Consider the following 18,867-nt stretch of genomic DNA (forward strand, 5'->3'; position numbering starts at 1 on the left):
CCGTCACCCCAGGGTGAAGCCGCTCCACCGGAAGCCCGGCGAGACCACGCAGCTGACCAGCACCTCACCGCCCGCCGGGGCGGTGGCCTGCCAGCGCCCGGCCGGCACGAGCAGCTGGACGGCGCCCGGGCCGAGCTCGTGCTCCTCGTCCGGGTCGCGCAGCTGCAGGGTCAGCGGCCCCGGGCCGTGCCACAGCCACAGCTCGTCGGCGTCGACGCGGTGCCAGGCCGAGCGCTCCCCCGCGGTGAGCAGGAACAGGATCGCCGTGGCCGCCGGGCGGTCGCCCACCGCGGCCGGCGAGGTCCAGGTGCGCCGGTACCAGCCGCCCTCGGGGTGCGGCTCGAGCCCGAGCCGCACCGCCGTGGGCGGGGAGGTCATCCCCGGCGGGCGGAGGCCGCCGCGAACAGCGCGATGCCGGCGGCGACGCTGACGTTGAGCGACTCGGTGTCCTTGGTGATCGGGATGGACAGCACGACGTCGCACCGCTCCCGCACCAGCCGGGACAGCCCGGCACCCTCGGCCCCGACCACCAGCGCGATCGGGTCGGCGAAGCCGTCGTAGTCGTGGATGCTCATGTCGCCGTCGGCGGCCAGGCCGACGGTCTGCAGGCCGGCGTCCTGGTACGAGCCCAGCGAGCGGGCCAGGTTGACCGCCCGGGCCACCTTGAGCCGGGCTGCCGCGCCGGCGCTGGTGCGCCACGCCGAGCCGGTCATGCCGACCGACCGGCGCTCGGGGACGACGACGCCGTGCGCGTCGAACGCGGCCGCCGAGCGGATGATCGCGCCCAGGTTGCGCGGGTCGGTGACCCCGTCGAGCGCCACCAGCAGCGGCGGGCGCCCGGAGTCGCGGGCGATGTCGAGCAGGTCGTCCGGGTGCGCGTAGTCGTAGGGCGGCACCATCAGCCCGATGCCCTGGTGCAGCGCACCGTTGGACATCCGGTCGAACTCGGCCTTGCCGACCTCCAGCAGCGGCAGGCCGCGGTCGGCGGCCAGCTGCACGGACTCGGCGATCCGCTCGTCGGTGCCGCCGCGGCTGGAGTCGCCGGTGACCACGTACAGCGCGGTCGCCGGGATTTCCGCGCGCAGCGCCTCGAGCACCGGGTTGCGGCCGAGCAGCAGCTCGGGGGCCTCGGCGTTGCGCCGCTGCACCCGCTGCCGGTTGTCCTGGCGCGCCGCGGCGGCCTTGGCCGCCTTGTACGCGGGGTGGTGCGGCCGCTCGGTGGCCTTCGGGGTGGCGCCCCGACCGGCCAGCGAGCGGCGGTTCTTGCCGCCGGTGCCGGAGGTGGCGGTCTTCTTGCCGGCGCCGGCCGAGCGGCCGCGTCGTTGGCTGTTGCCGGCCATCAGGTGGTCAGCTCCCATCGTGTGCCCTGGGGGGTGTCCTCGACCTGCACGCCCAGGGCGCCGAGCTGGTTCCGGATCGCGTCAGCTGACGCGTAGTCCTTGCGGGCCCGAGCGGCGGTGCGCTGCTCGAGGGCGAGCTGCACGAGGCCGTCGGTGACGCCGGCGAGGCGGTCACCGCCGGCGGTGGCCCACTGGGGGTCGAGCGGGTCGAGGCCGAGCACGCCGAGCATGGCCCGCACCGAGCCGAGCGCCGCGGCGACCGCGGGCTCGTCGTCGGCGGCCAGCGCGGTGTTGCCGGCGGTGACCGCCTCGTGGACGGCGGCGATCGCCGCCGGGGTGGCCAGGTCGTCGTCCAGCGCGGCGGTGAACGCGTCGGCCAGCACCGGCTTGCCGGCGTCCGGCCCGACCCGCTCGGCGGCGCGCCGGACGAAGGACTCCAGCCGCCCGTAGGCGGTCGCGGCCTCGGCCAGCGCGGACTCGGTGAACTCGATCATCGAGCGGTAGTGCGGGGCGACCAGGTAGTACCGCAGCTCGACCGGGCGCACCCGCTGGACGACCTCGTCGACCAGCAGCGTGTTGCCCAGCGACTTGCTCATCTTCTCGCCGCCCATGGTGACCCAGGCGTTGTGCAGCCAGTAGCGGGCGAAGCCGTGCCCGGCGGCCTGGGACTGGGCGCGCTCGTTCTCGTGGTGCGGGAAGCGCAGGTCCAGCCCGCCGCCGTGGACGTCGAACTCCGGGCCCAGGTACTTCTCGGCCATCGCGGAGCACTCCAGGTGCCAGCCCGGCCGGCCGCGGCCCCACGGGGTGGCCCACGAGGCGGTCTCCGGCTCGCCGGGCTTGTGCGACTTCCACAGCGCGAAGTCGCGGGGGTCGCGCTTGCGCTCGTCGGTCTCGGTGTCGGCCGCCGGCTCCAGCTCGGCCAGCCGCTGCCCGGACAGCTCGCCGTAGCCGGCGAAGGACCGGACGTCGAAGTACACGTCGCCGTCGACGGCGTAGGCGTGCCCGCCGTCGATGAGCTGCTGGATCAGCTCGACCATCTCCGGGACGTGCCCGGTGGCCCGCGGCTCGTAGGTGGGCGGCAGCGTGCCGAGGACCTCGTAGGCCCGGGTGGCGGCCCGCTCGTTCTCGTAGGCCCAGGCCCACCACGGCTCGCCGGCCGCCGCGGACTTGGTGAGGATCTTGTCGTCGACGTCGGTGACGTTGCGGACGTAGGTGACCTCGTGGCCGGTGTACGTCAGCCAGCGGCGCAGCACGTCGAAGGCGAGCGCGAAGCGGACGTGCCCGATGTGCGGCGGCCCCTGGACGGTCAGGCCGCAGACGTACATGGAGACCCGTCCCGCACGCAGGGGCGTGAAGTCGCGCACGGCACGCGCGGCCGTGTCGTACAGGCGGAGGCTCACCGGGTGGATTCTACGGGCGTGCCGGCGGTGCTCCGGACCACGAGCGCGGTGGCCACCGCGGCCCGCCCCTCACCGCGGCCGGTCAGGCCCAGGCCGTCGGTGGTCGTGGCCGTCACGCTGACCGGGGCGCCGAGCGCCGCGGAGAGCACCGCCTCGGCCTCGGCCCGCCTGGTCGACACCTTCGGGGTGTTGCCGATCAGCTGCACCGCAGCGTTGCCGACCTCGAAGCCCGCGCCGGCCAGCACCTCGCGCACGTGCTCCAGGACGGCGGCCCCGCGGGCCCCCGCCCAGCGCGGGTCGTCGGTGCCCAGCAGGCCACCGATGTCGCCGAGCCCGGCCGCCGAGAGCAGCGCGTCGGTGAGGGCGTGCGCGACGACGTCGCCGTCGGAGTGCCCGGCGCAGCCGTCGGCCCCCGGCCACTCGAGCCCGGCCAGCCAGCACGCCCGGCCGGCCTCGATCGGGTGCACGTCGGTGCCGATCCCGACCCTCGGGAGGGGGGTCACAGCTGGAGCTCCGCCAGCCGGAGGTCGTGGGCCACGGTGATCTTGGCGGCCCGCTCGTCGCCGGCCACGGTGTGCACCGGCACGCCGGCGGCTCGGACCACGCTGGCGTCGTCGGTGAACTCGGCGGCGGCGCCGTGCGCGCGGGCGTAGGCGGCCACCAGGGTCGCGCGCTCGAAGCCCTGCGGGGTCTGCACCCGGCGGAGCGGGGCGCGGGCGACGTCGGCGCTGACCAGCCCGTCGGCGTCGACCACCACCGTGGTGTCGACGACCGGGAGCACCGGCACGACCGCCGCAGCACCGGCCGCCAGCGCGGCGAGCACCCGGGCGACCACCTCGGGCGGGGTCAGCGGCCGGGCGGCGTCGTGCACCAGGACGGCGTCGGCGTGCTCGCGGGCGGCGGCCAGCGCGGCGCGGACCGACGCGGTGCGGGTGTCACCCCCGACGACCACGTGCACGTCGTCGGGGAGGACGGCGGTGAAGGCGGCCCGCTGCGGGGCGGGCACGGCGACGACGAGCTCGTCGACCCCGCCGGCGCGCAGCGACTCGACGGCCCAGCAGACCAGCGGCCGGCCGCCCAGCGCGACCAGCGCCTTGGGGAGTTCTGCCCCCAGACGCAGACCACTCCCGGCCGCTGCGACGATGCCGACAGCGTGCACGGGAGTGGTCTGGGTGTCTCTGGGGTGGAGCAGGGTGCTCAGGAGGCGAGGACCTCGTCGAGCAGCAGCTCGGCCTTGTCCTCGTTGGTGCCCTCGGCGAGCGCGAGCTCGCTGACCAGGATCTGGCGCGCCTTGGAGAGCATGCGCTTCTCCCCGGCGGACAGGCCGCGGTCCTTGTCCCGGCGCCAGAGGTCGCGCACGACCTCGGCCACCTTGTTCACGTCACCGGAGGCCAGCTTCTCGAGGTTGGCCTTGTAGCGCCGCGACCAGTTGGTCGGCTCCTCGGTGTGGGGTGCACGCAGGACCTCGAAGACCTTGTTCAGGCCCTCCTGGCCGACGACGTCGCGCACGCCGACGATCTCGGCGTTGTCCGCGGGGACGCGGACGGTGAGGTCGCCCTGGGCGACCTTCAGCACGAGGTAGGACTTCTCGACGCCCTTGATGGTGCGCTGCTCGATCGCCTCGATGAGCGCCGCGCCGTGGTGCGGGTAGACAACGGTCTCGCCAACAGTGAAGCCCATGTGTATGTGACCCCTTTCGCTCGCCCCAGGTTACCACGGGAGAATGCCGTCCGGCTCGTCAGAGTCCGACAAAAGTGCAGGTCAGCGCCACGATCGTGGCCAGCTCGGTCTTGACAGGGAGGTGGTCGGTGTGCAGGTGAGCGCTCCTGGGAGCCGCACGGGCCCCGTGCGCACGGCCGCCGCGCTGGCCCGCGCGACGCACCTGGGGCCGGCCCTCGCCGTGACCGCCGTCGCCGTCCTGCTGGCCGTCGCCGCCGACGTCGGCCCGGGCCGCGCCGTGCTCGTCGGGGCCGCCGTCCTCGCAGGTCAGGCGGCCATCGGCTGGTGCAACGACTGGCTGGACGCCGACCGCGACCGCGCCGTCGGCCGGCAGGACAAGCCGGTCGTGCAGGGCGCCGTCACCCCCGGGGCGCTGCGCGCGGGCACCGGGGTCGCCGTCGTCCTGGCCGTCGTCCTCTCGCTGCTGCTCGGCGTCGTCCCCGGGGTGCTGCTGCTGGTGCTGGTCGCCAGCGGGCTGGCCTACGACGCGGGCCTCAAGCGCACGGCGCTGTCCCCGCTGCCCTACCTGACCGGGTTCGGGGCGCTGCCAGCCGGCGTCGTCGCGGCGGCCCCCGGGGCACCCGGCGCGCCGTGGTGGCTGGTCGCCGCCGGCGCCGCGCTGGGCGGGGCGGCCCACGTCGCGAACGTCGCCCCGGACGTCGACGACGACCTGGCCACCGGGGTGCGCGGCCTGCCGCACCGGATCGGCGCGGTCCCCTCCGCGGTGGCCGGCGCGCTGCTGCTGGGGGTGGCGTCGCTGCTGCTGGTGCTCGGCCCGGACGGTCCGCCGGGCGCGCTGGGCTGGGCGGCGTGCGTGCTCGCCGCGCCCGCCGTCGTCCTCGCCGCGCTGGCCGGCAGCCCGCGTGCCCGGCGGGCCGCCTTCCCCGCGGTGATGCTGCTGACCGTGCTCGACGTCGTGCTGCTGCTCGCCGGCGGCGCCGCGCTGACCTAGGGCGCGTCCGTGCCGCGCCGCACCTCCTGGTCGACGACGGCGTCGAGGTCCTTGAGCCGGCCGAGCCCGGCCAGCGGCTGGCGCATCCGCAGGTTGCCGGCCAGCCGCTCGCGGTTGCGCTCCAGGAAGGCCCAGTAGCCCGCCGTGAACGGGCAGGCGTCCTCCCCCAGCCGCTTCCTCGGGTCGTACCGGCAGCCGCCGCAGTAGTCGCTCATCCGGTCGATGTAGGCCCCGCCCGCGGCGTAGGGCTTCGTGGCCAGCACCCCGCCGTCGGCGTGCTGGCTCATCCCGACGACGTTGGCCACCATCACCCAGTCGTAGCCGTCGAGGAACATGCGGTGGAACCAGTCGGTGATCGCGAGCGGCTCGATCCCGCGCTGCAGGGCGTAGTTGCCCAGCACCATCAGCCGCGGGATGTGGTGCACCCAGCCGCGCTCCCGGACGTCGGCGAGCACGTGCGACAGGCAGTTGGCACCGACCGCCTCGGCCTCCAGCTCGCCCATCCAGCCCGGCACCTCCTCGTGCGCCTCCAGGGCGTTGCCGTGCCGGTAGTCGCGGCCCAGCTGCCAGTACAGGTGCCAGATCCAGTCCCGCCAGCCCATCACCTGGCGGACGAACCCCTCGACCGAGTTCAGCGGCAGCGGGTCGCCGGCCGCGACTGACTCGCGCCAGGCGGCGTCCGCACGGTGCACGACGTCCGCGGGGTCGACCAGCCCGAGGTTCAACGACGCGGACAGCATCGAGTGGGCCAGCCACGGGTCGCCGCTGAGCATGGCGTCCTCGTGCGGCCCGAACGCGCGCAGCCGGTGGGTCAGGAAGTCGGCCAGCCGCTCCTGGGTCTCGGCGTGCGTGACCGGGAACAGCCGCGGGCCGTCGTCACCGACGAACGCCACGTCGCCGTCGGCCTCCCAGCGGTCCAGGTCGGCGCGGACCTGCTCGTCGATCTCGTCCTCGACCGGCCACCACGGTGGCGGGGCGTCGACCCGGCCGTCGGCCGGCGGGGGCTGGCGGTTGTCGTGGTCGAGGTTCCAGGTGCCGCCGGCCGGTTCCGCGCCGTCCATCAGGACGTCGTGGGCCCGGCGGGCCACCCGGTAGAAGTCGTCCATCAGCAGCCGCTGCCGCGAGCGGCTCGCCGCCCAGCGCCGGAAGTCGGCCTGCCGGGTCACGAACCCCCGCGCCTCGAGCACCGTGACCCCGGGACGGCGCAGGACGAAGTCGCGGGCCGGCCAGGTGGTCGGCGCGCAGACCGACAGCGGCTCGCGCACCTGGTCCAGCGCCTCCGCGTAGGTGTCGGTCTGCAGGAACAGCGCCTGGTCGCCGAGCTCGGCCGCCCGGTGCCGCAGCGCCGAGAGCAGCAGGTGCGCCTTCTGCCGGTGGAACCGCCGCCGCCGGAACACCCCGCGCGACTCGACCAGCAGCACCGGCTGGTCCGGCGCGTCGAGGAAGTGCGGTCCGAGCTGGTCGGCGAAGCACCAGCGGCGGGTGTCGGGAGCGTGACCTGCGAAGTCGGCCAACGCCGGGTCGCCGTCCCCCGGCAGGTCGTGGTGCGTGCGTGCGGCCATGTCCCTCACCTCCCAGCGGACATCCTCGGGTGACCGTTACGCTCAGCGCGACCCGTGTCCCCGGATCCCTCGGTGACCGGCACGTCTCCTGGAGGTCGACGCTGTGATCCGCGCTCCGCGCGCTGCCGCGATGGGTGTCCTGCTGCTCTCCCCGATCGCGCTCGGCGCCTGCAGCGCAGGCCAGGTCGCGCAGACGGCGACGCAGGACCGGGACAAGATCGGTGCGTTGGCCAACGTGGGCGACCTCGCCCTGCGGGCCCTCGAGCTGCCCTACCCGACCGGTGGCGTCTACCCCAGCGGCGGTGACGCCCGGCTGCTCGGCGCGGTCGCCAACCCGACCCCCACCGAGGACACCCTGGTCTCCATCGAGGGCGAGGACTTCGAGGACGTCGAGGTCGTCGACCCCAGCGCGGCCGATGCGGTCGCCGCGGGCGGTGGCTCCGGCTCCCTGGACCTCGCCGTCCCGGCCGGCGGCACGCTGTACATGGGCAACGGCGACGGTCCCTCGGTGACCCTGGTCGGGCTCGCGGAGGAGATCGGGGTCGGCCAGTACGTCGACGTCACCTTCACCTTCGAGGAGGCCGGCGAGATCACCGTGGCCGTCCCGGTGGGCTACGCCACCCGCGACCTGCCCCGCGGCGAGCCGTTCGACTTCCACGGTCCGGAAGACGAAGAGGACCAGGCAGGCGGCTGACCTGCCGGTCCCGGGGCTCGCGCCCGGACTGTCGGACCCCGCCGTCATGATGGCGGCGTGCCAGCATCCGGTGTGAAGTCCCGCCCCGCCCACCGTTGCACCGAGTGCGGTTACACCTCCCCCAAGTGGGTCGGCCGCTGCCCCGAGTGCCAGGCCTGGGGCAGCATCGCCGAGGTCGGCGCCGCCTCCTCCTCCCCGCTCCGGTCGGTCTCGGCCGGGCCGGTCACCGCCAAGGCGCGGCCGATCGGCCAGGTCGAGCTGGCCGGCGCCCGCGCCGTGCCCACCGGCATCCCCGAGTTCGACCGGGTGCTCGGCGGGGGCCTGGTGCCCGGTGCCGTGCTGCTCGTCGCCGGTGAGCCCGGGGTGGGCAAGTCGACGCTGCTGCTCGAGGTCGCCCACAAGGTGGCCGAGACCAACGGCCCGACGCTCGTCGTCTCCGGCGAGGAGTCCGCGGCGCAGGTCCGGCTGCGCGCGGAGCGGATCGGTGCGCTGCACGACCAGCTCTACCTCGCCGCCGAGACCGACCTGTCGGCCGTGCTCTCCCACGTCGAGGACGTGAACCCGTCCCTGCTGGTCCTCGACAGCGTGCAGACCGTCCGCTCCCCCGCCGTCGACGGCACCGACGGCGGCGCCACCCAGGTGCGCGCCGTCGCCAGCGCGCTCACCGGGGTGGCCAAGAGCCGCGGGATGACCACGATCCTGGTCGGCCACGTGACCAAGGACGGCGCGATCGCCGGGCCGCGCGCCCTCGAGCACCTGGTCGACGTGGTCATCTCCTTCGACGGCGAGCGGCACTCGACGCTGCGCATGGTGCGGGCCACCAAGAACCGGTTCGGCCCCGCCGACGAGATCGGCTGCTTCGAGATCGGCGACACCGGCGTGGTGGGGGTGCCCGACCCGTCGCACCTGTTCGTCTCCCGCCGGTCGGCGCCGGTGCCGGGCAGCTGCGTGACCGTGACGATGGAGGGCAGCCGGCCGCTGCTGGCCGAGGTGCAGGCCCTGGTGGCCACCTCCGGCGGCGGCGGTTCCCCGCGCCGCGCGGTCAGCGGGCTGGACTCCCAGCGGGTGGCGATGGTGAACGCCGTCGTCGAGCGCCGGGGCGGGGTGAAGCTGGCCGAGGCCGACGTCTTCGCCGCGTCCGTGGGCGGCGTGCGGATCGTCGAGCCGGCCGCCGACCTGGCCCTCGCGCTCGCCATCGCCTCCGCCGCCAAGGACCGCCCCCTGCCGCTGGGCGTGATCGCGCTGGGCGAGGTCGGCCTGTCCGGGGAGATCCGGCGGGTGGGCGGCATGGGCCGCCGGCTGGCCGAGGCCGCCCGGCAGGGCTACACCGCCGCCCTCGTGCCCGAGGACTCCGGCCCCGCGCCCAAGGGCATGCGGCTGATCGAGGTGCCCGATCTGGGCGCCGCCTTCACCCGGCTGTGGTGACGCCGGAGCGCCGATCAGGACCGGGGTCACACCCACCGGCGACCCGAGGTGGCCGGGGCCCGGCCCCGGCACCGTAGAATCGGCCCCCGTACCACCCGACTGTCAGGAGCGCTCGTGCCCCCCGCTGTGGACCCTGAGGCCTCGCTGCGGGAACTGCTCGGCCGGATCGCCCCCGGCACCGCCCTCCGGGACGGTCTCGAGCGGATCCTGGCCGGCCGCACCGGCGCGCTGATCGTGCTCGGCTACGACCGGGTCGTCGAGTCGCTGTGCACCGGTGGCTTCGCCCTGGACGTCGCCCTGTCGGCCACCCGGCTGCGCGAGCTGGCCAAGATGGACGGCGCGGTGATCGTCTCCTACGACGGCACCCGGATCGTCCGCGCCGGCGTGCACCTGATGCCCGACCCGACCATCCCCACCGAGGAGTCCGGCACCCGGCACCGCACCGCCGAGCGGGTCGCCCTGCAGACCGACTTCCCGGTGATCTCGGTCAGCCAGTCGATGCACATCATCTCGGTCTACGTCGCCGGCCGGCGGTACACCCTCGAGCACCCGACGACCATCCTGGCCCGCGCCAACCAGGCGCTCGCCGCGCTCGAGCGCTACAAGCTGCGGCTCGACGAGGTCGCCTCCACGCTGTCGGCGCTGGAGATCGAGGACCTGGTCACCGTGCGCGACGCGATGAGCGTCAGCCAGCGGCTGGAGATGGTCCGCCGGATCGCCGACGAGATCGAGGGCTTCGTCGTCGAGCTCGGCACCGACGGCCGGCTGCTCGCCCTGCAGCTGGACGAGATGCTGGCCGGCGTCGAGGAGGACCGCGGGCTGCTGGTCCGCGACTACCTGCCCAGCGGGCGCCGCAACCGCTCCGGCGAGGAGGTCCTCTCCGACCTGCGGGCCCTGTCGGCCACCGAGCTGCTCGACCTCTCCGCCGTCGCCCGCTGCTACGGGCTGCCCACCTCGCCCGACGCCCTGGACTCCCCGGTCAGCCCGCGCGGCTACCGGCTGCTCGCCCGGGTCCCCCGGCTGCCGGCCGGGATCATCGACCGGCTGGTCACCCACTTCGGCGGCCTGCAGAAGCTGCTGGCCGCCACCATCGAGGACCTCCTCGCGGTCGAGGGCGTGGGCGAGGCACGCGCCCGCGGCATCCGCGAGGGCCTGTCCCGGCTGGCCGAGACCTCGATCCTCGACCGCTACAGCTGACGGGCCTGCGGCCCGCTAGGTGAGGGTGAAGGGCGCGTCGGCGCTGGCCTCGGTGTCCAGCCGGCCCCGCAGCACGTAGCTGCCCGGGCCGGGGGCGGACCGCGCCGCCGTGCAGCCCGGCGCGCTGCTCAGCCCGCTCCACAGCACCGGGAAGACCACCGCCTCCCCCGGCTGCAGCGTCCGCTGGTCCGAGCTGGCCTCCGGGAAGCAGTCGTTGCTGCCCCAGATCCGGTTGCCCAACCCGTCGAGCAGCACGATCTCCTGCAGCCCCTTGTCCAGCGTGCGCACGCAGGCGACGGGCGAGACGTTCGTGACCACCAGGTCGAAGGTCGGCTTGGTGCCCACCGCGGCGCTCGGCGGGGTCGGCCGCACCGCGACGGTGATCATCTCGTCGCTGCACGCCCCGCCGCTGACCGGCCCGGCCGGCGGTGGCTGGCTGCTGGGCGCCGAGGGGCCGGCCGGCGCTGCGGTGGAGGTGACCGGCGCGGGGGTGGGCACCTGGACCGCGGCCAGCGAGGGCACCACCTGCTCCAGGGCAGGGGTCGGCACCGGCGCCTCGCCCGTCGCGCCAGCGACCTGGGTGTCGGACGGCGGCGCCCCGCCGGTCGCGACGGCGATGCCCAGCCAGCCACCGCCGCCCAGCACGCCCACCAGGCCGACGAGCACCAGCAGGCGCCGCCGCCAGTAGACGGCGGTGGGCAGTGGGCCGACCGGGTGCAGCACGTCGCGACGCTAACCGGCGGCCGACCCCCGACCGGCACGCCACGCCACGACTCCCGGGGGCTCGTCCTCGCAGGTCACCCGGGTGTCACCCAACCCCACCCGGGTGGTGACCCACCGTGCCGGACCGGTCCCGTACCGGCCGCTCCGGCGGTCGAGGCAGACTGGGCTCCCGTGAGCAGCGCGCGCCCCTCCCCCGTCCCGCCGGGCAGCTCGGCGGACCCGGTCGGTGAGGTGGTCGTCGACTGGTACGCCGGTGCTGCGCGCGACCTGCCGTGGCGGGAGCCGGGCACCGACCCGTGGGCAGTGCTGGTCAGCGAGGTGATGCTGCAGCAGACGCCGGTCGCCCGGGTGGAGCCGGTCTGGCGCAGCTGGCTGGACCGTTGGCCCACCCCGGCGGCGATGGCGGGGGCCAGCCCGGCCGAGGTGATCCGCGCCTGGGGGAAGCTCGGCTACCCCCGCCGGGCGCTGCGGCTGCGCGAGGCGGCCGTGGCCATCACCGAGCGGCACGGCGGTGTGGTGCCCGCCGAGATCGACGAGCTGGAGGCCCTGCCGGGGGTCGGCACGTACACCGCCCGGGCGGTCTCCTGCTTCGGCCACGGCCGGCGCCAGCCGGTCGTGGACACCAACGTCCGCCGGGTGGTCGCCCGGCTGGTGCACGGCCGGGCGGAGGCCGCGCCGGCCCGGGCCAGCGACCTGGTCGACATCGCCGCGCTCGCCCCCGAGGACGACGCCCGGGCCATCCGGTTCTCGGTCGCGGTCATGGAGCTGGGTGCCCTGGTCTGCGTGGCCGGCACACCCCGCTGCCCGGTCTGCCCGGTGAAGGACCGCTGCGCCTGGCGGCTGGCCGGCCACCCGGCGCACGACGGGCCACCGCGACGGGTGCAGAAGTTCGCCGGCACCGACCGGCAGGTGCGTGGGCGGCTGCTGGACGTGCTGCGGGCCGCCTCCGCGCCGGTCGAGGAGGACGCACTGACCGCGGTGTGGGACGACGCCGTCCAGCGCTCGCGCTGCCTGGACTCGCTGCTCGTCGACGGGCTGGTCGTGCAGACCGACGACGGCCGCTTCTCCCTGCCCGAGTAGCCCGGGGAACGCCAGAGGGCCGCCACCCGCGGTGCGGGTGACGGCCCTCTGCCAGACGGTGTGCTACTCGGCCTGCGCCGCCGCCGGGCCCTCGACGTCGCCGTCAGCGCCCGTGAGGGCGACCGGCGGGGTGTCGGGCAGGTCGATCGGCTTGGCCTCCGAGCGGAAGGTGAACGTCGACTTGGTGGTGTCGGCGTTCTCCTCGACGTCCACCACGATGATCTCGCCGGAGGCGATCTCGCCGTAGAGGATCTTCTCGCTCAGCGCGTCCTCGATCTCGCGCTGGATCGTCCGCCGCAGCGGACGGGCGCCCAGCACCGGGTCGAACCCGCGGGCCGCCAGCAGCTTCTTGGCCGCCGGGGTGACCTCGAGCGACATGTCCTTGTTCTTCAGCTGCGTCTCGACCCGGTTGAGCATCAGGTCGACGATGTGGACGATCTCGTCCTCGGTCAGCTGGTGGAACACGACGATGTCGTCGATGCGGTTGAGGAACTCCGGCCGGAAGTGCTGCTTGAGCTCCTCGTTGACCTTGAGCTTCATCCGCTCGTAGTTGCTGGTCGTGTCGTTCCCGGCCTGGAAGCCGAGGCCGACCGCCTTGGAGATGTCCCGCGTACCGAGGTTCGTGGTGAGGATCAGGATCGTGTTCTTGAAGTCCACGATCCGGCCCTGGCCGTCGGTCAGCCGGCCGTCCTCCAGCACCTGCAGCAGCGTGTTGAAGACATCGGCGTGCGCCTTCTCGATCTCGTCGAAGAGGACCACCGAGAAGGGCTTGCGCCGCACCTTCTCGGTCAGCTGGCCACCCTCGTCGTAACCGACGTAGCCGGGAGGGGCACCGACGAGCCGCGACACGGTGAACTTGTCGTGGAACTCGCCCATGTCGATCTGGATGAGGGCGTCGTCCTCGCCGAAGAGGAACTGCGCGAGCGCCTTGGCCAGCTCGGTCTTACCGACACCCGAGGGGCCGGCGAAGATGAACGAGCCACCGGGACGACGGGGGTCCTTGAGGCCCGCCCGCGTGCGCCGGATCGCCTGGCTGACGCTCTTGATGGCCTCTTCCTGGCCGATGATCCGCTTGTGGAGCTCGTCCTCCATGCGCAGGAGGCGGGTGGTCTCCTCCTCGGTCAGCTTGAAGACCGGGATGCCGGTCCAGTTGGCCAGGACCTCGGCGATCTGCTCGTCGTCGACCTCGGCGACGACGTCCATGTCGCCGGCCTTCCACTGCTTCTCGCGCTCGGACTTCTCGCCCAGCAGCTGCTTCTCCTTGTCGCGGAGAGACGCGGCCTTCTCGAAGTCCTGGGCGTCGATCGCCGACTCCTTCTCCCGGCGGATGCCGGAGATCCGGTCGTCGAACTCGCGCAGGTCCGGCGGTGCGGTCATCCGCTTGATCCGCATCCGGGCGCCGGCCTCGTCGATCAGGTCGATCGCCTTGTCCGGGAGGAAGCGGTCGGAGATGTACCGGTCGGCCAGCGTCGCGGCAGCCACGAGCGCGCTGTCGGTGATGCTGATCCGGTGGTGCGCCTCGTAGCGGTCGCGCAGGCCCTTGAGTATCTCGATGGTGTGCTGCAGCGTCGGCTCGCCGACCTGGATGGGCTGGAAGCGGCGCTCGAGAGCGGCGTCCTTCTCCAGGTGCTTGCGGTACTCGTCGAGCGTGGTGGCGCCGATGGTCTGCAGCTCACCGCGGGCCAGCATCGGCTTGAGGATGCTGGCGGCGTCGATCGCGCCCTCGGCAGCACCCGCCCCGACGAGGGTGTGGATCTCGTCGATGAACAGGATGATGTCGCCGCGGGTGCGGATCTCCTTGAGGACCTTCTTCAGGCGCTCCTCGAAGTCACCGCGGTAGCGGGAGCCGGCGACCAGCGCGCCGAGGTCCAGCGTGTAGAGCTGCTTGTCCTTCAGCGTCTCGGGCACCTCGCCCTTGACGATGGCCTGGGCCAGGCCCTCGACGACGGCGGTCTTGCCGACGCCGGGCTCACCGATCAGGACCGGGTTGTTCTTGGTGCGGCGCGAGAGCACCTGCATGACCCGCTCGATCTCCTTGGCCCGCCCGATGACCGGGTCGAGCTTGGAGTCGCGCGCGGCCTGGGTGAGGTTGCGGCCGAACTGGTCGAGGACCAGCGAGGTCGACGGCGTGCCCTCGGCGGGGCCACCGGCGGCGGCCGGCTCCTTGCCCTGGTAGCCGCTCAGCAGCTGGATGACCTGCTGGCGGACGCGGTTGAGGTCGGCGCCGAGCTTCACGAGCACCTGGGCGGCGACGCCCTCGCCCTCGCGGATCAGGCCGAGCAGGATGTGCTCGGTGCCGATGTAGTTGTGGCCCAGCTGCAGCGCCTCGCGCAGCGACAGCTCCAGGACCTTCTTGGCGCGCGGGGTGAAGGGGATGTGGCCGGACGGGGCCTGCTGGCCCTGGCCGATGATCTCCTCCACCTGCTGGCGGACGCCCTCCAGCGAGATGCCGAGGGACTCGAGCGCCTTCGCGGCGACGCCCTCACCCTCGTGGATCAAGCCCAGGAGGATGTGCTCGGTGCCGATGTAGTTGTGGTTGAGCATCCGGGCCTCTTCCTGGGCCAGGACGACCACCCGACGGGCTCGGTCGGTGAACCGTTCGAACATCTGCTGCTTCTCCTCTGACCGGCTGGACCTGCTGTGCTCGTGCCCCCCTCGCAGGGGACGGTGGACACCCGACGTTCGTCGGCGCGCTGGGCACCGGTCGCTCCACTGTAGTTCGCACCACCCGGTCGGCGTCGAGGTCGGGCCGTGACACCGGTCGGGGGGCTCGATGGACACAACTGTCGTCCCACTGGCGCTGTTCCGCCGCCGTTACGCCGTCAGCGGACGCCTGCCCCACCCGCACCACCCCGGAAAGCCGCCAGGCCCGCTCCCCGAGACGGGGAACGGGCCTGGTGAGGGACTGGAACGGCCCCTGGTGACGTGCTGGGACGGCCCCCTCGCAGGGTCCCGCCGCGAGCCTGCGAGCGGTGGGGGGCGAGGGGGTCCCTTCGTCAGTGAGCGGCTTCGAAGGCCTCGACGACGGCGGCCGGGATGCGGCCCCGGTCGCTGACCTCGTGCCCGTTCTTGCGGGCCCAGTCGCGGATCGCGCCGGCCTGCTCGCGGTCCATCCGGCCACCGCCACCGGTCGCCCGGGAACGGCCGGCGCCGGAGGAACGGCTGCCGCGGCTGCTCACCTTGCGGGCGGCGTTGACGTACCGGCCGAAGACGTCGCGCAGCTCGGCGGCGTTCTTCTCCGACAGGTCGATCTCGTAGGTCGTCCCGTCGAGTGCGAACGTGACCGTCTCGTCAGCGGAGATGCTGTCGTCGAGGTCGTCGCTCAGGATCACCTGGACCTTGCGTGCCATTGTCTGCTCACTCCTGTTGCTACGGGCATGTGGACTGTCGTCATTGCTGCCCCGTGTTTCGACTGCGTCATCGAATCACACAAAGGCGCACAGACGCCAATTCCGTCGCATTTCCGGAGGAAAACGACCCGTACAGGTGAGCTATTGGTGCAGAGGGCGCACCAAAGGGAACAGGATCGTCTCCCTTATGCCCAGTCCGGTGAGCGTCATCATGAGCCGGTCCATGCCGAAGCCCATCCCGCCGGTGGGCGGCATGCCGTACTCGAGGGCCTCGAGGAAGTCCTCGTCGAGCGCCATCGCCTCGGGGTCGCCGGCCGCGGCGAGCAGCGCCTGGGCGGTGAACCGCTCGCGCTGCACCACCGGGTCGACGAGCTCGGAGTAGGCGGTGCCCTGCTCGATGCCGCCGATGTAGAGGTCCCACTTCTCCGCCAGACCCGGCGTGGTGCGGTGCGCCCGGGTCAGCGGCGAGGTGTCGACCGGGTAGTCGATGACGAAGGTCGGCGACTGCAGCGTGTGCTGGACCAGCGCCTCGAACAGCTCCTCGACGACCTTGCCGGGCAGCCAGGCCGGGTCGACGCCGACGTCGTGCCGCTCGGCCAGCGCCCGCAGCCGCTCCACCGGCGTCTCCGGGGTGACCTCCTCGCCGACCGCGTCGGAGACCGCGGTGTAGAGCGGCACCTGCGGCCACACACCGGAGAGGTCGAGCTCGGTGCCGTCGTGGTGCCGCGCGACGTGGTCGCCGAAGAGCGCCGTGGCGCACTCCTGCACCAGTTCCCGCGTCATCGTGGCCATTGTCTGGTAGTCCCAGTAGGCGGCGTACGCCTCGAGCATCGCGAACTCCGGCGAGTGCGAGGAGTCGGCTCCCTCGTTGCGGAAGTTCCGATTGATCTCGAAGACGCGGTCCAGGCCGCCGACGATGCACCGCTTGAGGAACAACTCCGGTGCGATGCGCAGGTAGAGGTCGAGGTCGAACGCGTTCATGTGCGTGCGGAAAGGACGCGCGGCCGCGCCACCGTGCACCGTCTGCAGCATCGGCGTCTCGACCTCGAGGAAACGGCGCTCGGTGAGGCCGGCCCGCAGCGTGCGCATCACCGTGGAGCGCTGGTGCACCGTGCGGCGGGCCTCGTCGCGGACGATGAGGTCGACGTAGCGGCGGCGGACCCGCAGCTCCTCGCTCATCGGCTTGTGCGCCACCGGCAGCGGCCGCAGCGCCTTGGCCGCCAGCTGCCAGGAGTCGGCGAAGACCGACAGCTCCCCGCGCCGCGACGTCCCGACCTCGCCGGTGACCAGCACGTGGTCACCGAGGTCGACGTCGGCCTTCCAGGCGGCGAGGGCCTCCTCGCCCACCCGGTCGCGGGAGAGCATGACCTGCAGCTCGGTGTCGCCCTCGCGCAGCGTCGCGAAGCAGAGCTTGCCGGTGTTGCGGGAGAAGATGACCCGACCGGTGACGCCGACCTGCTCGCCGGTCATCGTGTCCGGCTCGAGGTCCGGGTGCGCGGTGCGCACCTCGGCCAGGGTGGTCGTGCGGGCGACCGCGACCGGGTACGGGTCGATCCCCGCCTCGCGGAGCCGGTCCAGCTTGGCCCGCCGGACCCTCAGCTGCTCGGGGAGTTCGTCGTCGGGCAGGCCGGAGGGTTCCTCACTCACGTGACGAGCCTACGGGCGTGACGACGGCGTCCCGCCACCGCTGGCACCGAGGGAGGACTGGTGGCGCTCGAACGCCAGCCGCAGGCCGTGCACGGTGAGATCGGGCTCACGCTCCCCGATCGACCGGCAGCTGTCGACGACGAGCCGGTGCAGCCCCCCGGTGGCGACGACGAGCGGGGCGGCGCCGAACTGGGCGACCAGCTCCGCGGCGATCCGGGCGACCAGCCCGTCGACCAGGCCGGCGAAGCCCAGCACCAGCCCGGACTGCAGCGCGGCGACGGTGTTCTTGCCGATCGCCTGGGGCGGCACGGCCAGCTCCACCGACCGCAGCTGCGCGGCCCGGTCGGCCAGCGCCTCCAGGCTCACCTCGACGCCGGGGGCCAGCGCGCCGCCGAGGAACTGCCCGTCCGGGCCGATCGCGTCGACGTTCGTCGACGTCCCGAAGTCCACGACGACGACCGGGCGGCCGGTGCCGTCGGGCCGCCGGCCGTAGAACTCGTGCGCGGCGAGCGCGGTGACCACCCGGTCCGAGCCGACCTCGCGCGGGTTGTCCACGTGCAGCGGCACGCCGGTGCGCACACCGGGGCCGATCAGGGTGACCGGCACCGCCAGCCGGTCCAGCAGCTGGCGCATCGCCGGCAGCAGGGCCGGGACGGTGGAGCAGGCGGCGACGCCGGTGACCGCGGTGTCGCGCAGCAGCCCCCGCCAGAGCATGTGCAGCTCGTCGGCGGTGGCCCGGGCGTGGGTGGTCACCCGCCAGCAGTCGACCCGCCGGTCGCCGTCGAAGGTGGCGAGGACGGTCTGGCTGTTGCCGACGTCGACGGTGAGCAGCACCGCTCAGCCCTCCCGCAGGTCGAGCGCGAGGTCCAGGATCGGCGAGGAGTGGGTCAGCGCGCCGACCGACAGGTAGTCCACGCCCGTGTCGGCCACCTCGCGCGCGACGTCCAGGGTCAGCCCGCCGGTGGCCTCCAGGTCGACGTCCAGGTCGCCGACCAGCGCGACGGCCTGCCGGAGCTGGTCGGTGGTCATGTTGTCCAGCAGCAGGAAGTCCGCCCCGGCGTCGACCGCCTCGCGGACCTGCTCGAGGGTGTCGCACTCGACCTGCACGGTGACCCGCGGCGCGCGCTCGCGGACCAGCCGGACGGCGGCGGCCACCGAGCCGGCCGCGGCCACGTGGTTGTCCTTGACCATCGCGACGTCGTAGAGGCCCATCCGCTTGTTGGACCCGCCGCCGCAGCGCACCGCGTACTTCTCCAGCGGGCGCAGCCCCGGGGTGGTCTTGCGGGTGTCCAGGACGACGGCGCCGGTGCCGGCGACCGCGTCGGCCCAGGCGCGGGTGTGGGTGGCGATCCCGCTGGCCCGGCTGGCGATGTTCAGCGCGCTGCGCTCGGCGGCCAGCAGGGCGCGCACCGGCCCGCGCACGGTCAGCAGCACGTCACCGCGGCGCACCCGGTCGCCGTCGGCGGCACCGGCGGTGAGCGTCGCGCCGGGGGCGAGCCGGGTGAACACCCGGGCCGCCACGGGCAGGCCGGCGACCACGCCGTCGGCGCGGGCCACCAGGTCAGCGGTGCCGAACTGCGTGCCGGGCACGGTGGCCGCGCTGGTGACGTCGTAGCTGACCGCGATGTCGGCCGCCCGGGGCAGCGGGGCGCCGCCGGTGAGGTCCTCGGTGAGCGTGCGCTCGACCAGCTCGTCGACCCAGGCGACGGTCAGCCCGGTGCCGGTCAGGTCGGTCGGGTCGGCCGGCACGGGGCGCGGCGTCGGGGCGGTCACGACGG

General features: G+C 74.0%; 18 protein-coding genes. 5 read left to right on the forward strand and 13 right to left on the reverse strand.

Going from position 1 to position 18,867, the window contains the following annotated elements; translation table 11 throughout:
• Nucleotides 1-3 precede the first annotated feature (3 nt).
• The 6 genes from FHX36_RS12415 to FHX36_RS12440 are packed head-to-tail and all read right to left on the reverse strand — an operon-like array spanning nucleotide 4 to nucleotide 4,420.
• A complete protein-coding gene (locus FHX36_RS12415) occupies nucleotides 4-378 on the reverse strand; it encodes a cupin domain-containing protein (RefSeq protein ID WP_110554007.1) in 375 nt (124 codons plus the stop codon).
• Nucleotides 375-1,358, reverse strand: coding sequence for a 23S rRNA (guanosine(2251)-2'-O)-methyltransferase RlmB (gene rlmB / locus FHX36_RS12420; protein WP_246405469.1), 984 nt, complete (start codon nucleotides 1,356-1,358; stop codon nucleotides 375-377). Before rlmB ends, FHX36_RS12415 begins: the two co-directional genes overlap by 4 nt.
• Nucleotides 1,340-2,740 (reverse strand): cysteine--tRNA ligase, encoded by a 1,401-nt coding sequence (gene cysS, locus FHX36_RS12425; protein WP_110554009.1) that lies wholly within the window; start codon nucleotides 2,738-2,740, stop codon nucleotides 1,340-1,342. The genes rlmB and cysS overlap by 19 nt, the downstream gene beginning before the upstream one ends.
• On the reverse strand, nucleotides 2,737-3,243 hold the full coding sequence (ispF, locus tag FHX36_RS12430) for a 2-C-methyl-D-erythritol 2,4-cyclodiphosphate synthase (protein ID WP_110554010.1): 507 nt from the start codon (nucleotides 3,241-3,243) through the stop codon (nucleotides 2,737-2,739). Before ispF ends, cysS begins: the two co-directional genes overlap by 4 nt.
• A complete protein-coding gene (gene ispD, locus FHX36_RS12435; RefSeq protein ID WP_183513781.1) occupies nucleotides 3,240-3,899 on the reverse strand; it encodes a 2-C-methyl-D-erythritol 4-phosphate cytidylyltransferase in 660 nt (219 codons plus the stop codon). Before ispD ends, ispF begins: the two co-directional genes overlap by 4 nt.
• Nucleotides 3,900-3,937: 38 nt before the next feature.
• Nucleotides 3,938-4,420: a CarD family transcriptional regulator gene (locus FHX36_RS12440; RefSeq protein WP_110553406.1), complete on the reverse strand. Its 483-nt coding sequence runs from the start codon at nucleotides 4,418-4,420 to the stop codon at nucleotides 3,938-3,940.
• Nucleotides 4,421-4,586: 166 nt separating this feature from the next.
• On the opposite strand from FHX36_RS12440, the gene FHX36_RS12445 reads away from it, so the two are divergent.
• On the forward strand, nucleotides 4,587-5,411 hold the full coding sequence (locus tag FHX36_RS12445; RefSeq protein WP_258372936.1) for a UbiA family prenyltransferase: 825 nt from the start codon (nucleotides 4,587-4,589) through the stop codon (nucleotides 5,409-5,411).
• Here the strand turns inward: FHX36_RS12445 and FHX36_RS12450 are convergent.
• Nucleotides 5,408-6,973, reverse strand: a complete 1,566-nt coding sequence (locus FHX36_RS12450; protein ID WP_220036038.1) for a cryptochrome/photolyase family protein — start codon at nucleotides 6,971-6,973, stop codon at nucleotides 5,408-5,410. The genes FHX36_RS12445 and FHX36_RS12450 overlap by 4 nt on opposite strands.
• 103 nt (nucleotides 6,974-7,076) lie before the next feature.
• Between FHX36_RS12450 and FHX36_RS12455 the strand changes: the two genes are divergently transcribed.
• The 3 genes from FHX36_RS12455 (at nucleotide 7,077) to disA (ending at nucleotide 10,289) form a co-directional block, all read left to right on the forward strand.
• Nucleotides 7,077-7,667 carry a copper chaperone PCu(A)C domain-containing protein gene (locus FHX36_RS12455; protein ID WP_146251671.1) on the forward strand — a complete coding sequence of 197 codons (591 nt, stop codon included), beginning with the start codon at nucleotides 7,077-7,079 and terminating at the stop codon, nucleotides 7,665-7,667.
• 57 nt (nucleotides 7,668-7,724) lie between these two features.
• A complete protein-coding gene (radA, locus tag FHX36_RS12460; RefSeq protein WP_110553409.1) occupies nucleotides 7,725-9,092 on the forward strand; it encodes a DNA repair protein RadA in 1,368 nt (455 codons plus the stop codon).
• A 114-nt stretch (nucleotides 9,093-9,206) separates the two neighbouring features.
• A complete protein-coding gene (gene disA, locus FHX36_RS12465) occupies nucleotides 9,207-10,289 on the forward strand; it encodes a DNA integrity scanning diadenylate cyclase DisA (RefSeq protein ID WP_110553410.1) in 1,083 nt (360 codons plus the stop codon).
• 15 nt (nucleotides 10,290-10,304) lie between these two features.
• Here the strand turns inward: disA and FHX36_RS12470 are convergent, their stop codons facing one another.
• Complete coding sequence (locus FHX36_RS12470; protein ID WP_183513782.1) at nucleotides 10,305-11,012, reverse strand: MucR family transcriptional regulator; 708 nt, start codon at nucleotides 11,010-11,012, stop codon at nucleotides 10,305-10,307.
• A gap of 171 nt (nucleotides 11,013-11,183) precedes the next feature.
• Between FHX36_RS12470 and FHX36_RS12475 the strand changes: the two genes are divergently transcribed.
• Nucleotides 11,184-12,092: an HhH-GPD family protein gene (locus FHX36_RS12475; protein WP_110553293.1), complete on the forward strand. Its 909-nt coding sequence runs from the start codon at nucleotides 11,184-11,186 to the stop codon at nucleotides 12,090-12,092.
• 63 nt (nucleotides 12,093-12,155) lie between these two features.
• Here FHX36_RS12475 and FHX36_RS12480 read toward each other — a convergent pair whose 3' ends face one another.
• From FHX36_RS12480 to nadC, 5 genes are all read right to left on the reverse strand, one after another.
• Complete coding sequence (locus FHX36_RS12480) at nucleotides 12,156-14,699, reverse strand: ATP-dependent Clp protease ATP-binding subunit (RefSeq protein WP_110553292.1); 2,544 nt, start codon at nucleotides 14,697-14,699, stop codon at nucleotides 12,156-12,158.
• A gap of 389 nt (nucleotides 14,700-15,088) precedes the next feature.
• Nucleotides 15,089-15,442: a histone-like nucleoid-structuring protein Lsr2 gene (locus FHX36_RS12485; protein WP_110553291.1), complete on the reverse strand. Its 354-nt coding sequence runs from the start codon at nucleotides 15,440-15,442 to the stop codon at nucleotides 15,089-15,091.
• Between the two features lie 141 nt (nucleotides 15,443-15,583).
• Nucleotides 15,584-17,089, reverse strand: a complete 1,506-nt coding sequence (gene lysS / locus FHX36_RS12490) for a lysine--tRNA ligase (protein WP_110553290.1) — start codon at nucleotides 17,087-17,089, stop codon at nucleotides 15,584-15,586.
• Nucleotides 17,090-17,098: 9 nt separating this feature from the next.
• A complete protein-coding gene (locus FHX36_RS12495; protein ID WP_110553289.1) occupies nucleotides 17,099-17,923 on the reverse strand; it encodes a type III pantothenate kinase in 825 nt (274 codons plus the stop codon).
• A gap of 3 nt (nucleotides 17,924-17,926) precedes the next feature.
• Nucleotides 17,927-18,862: a carboxylating nicotinate-nucleotide diphosphorylase gene (gene nadC, locus FHX36_RS12500; RefSeq protein ID WP_343056601.1), complete on the reverse strand. Its 936-nt coding sequence runs from the start codon at nucleotides 18,860-18,862 to the stop codon at nucleotides 17,927-17,929.
• Nucleotides 18,863-18,867 lie beyond the last annotated feature (5 nt).

This window comes from Modestobacter versicolor (assembly GCF_014195485.1).
Classification (GTDB): domain Bacteria; phylum Actinomycetota; class Actinomycetes; order Mycobacteriales; family Geodermatophilaceae; genus Modestobacter; species Modestobacter versicolor.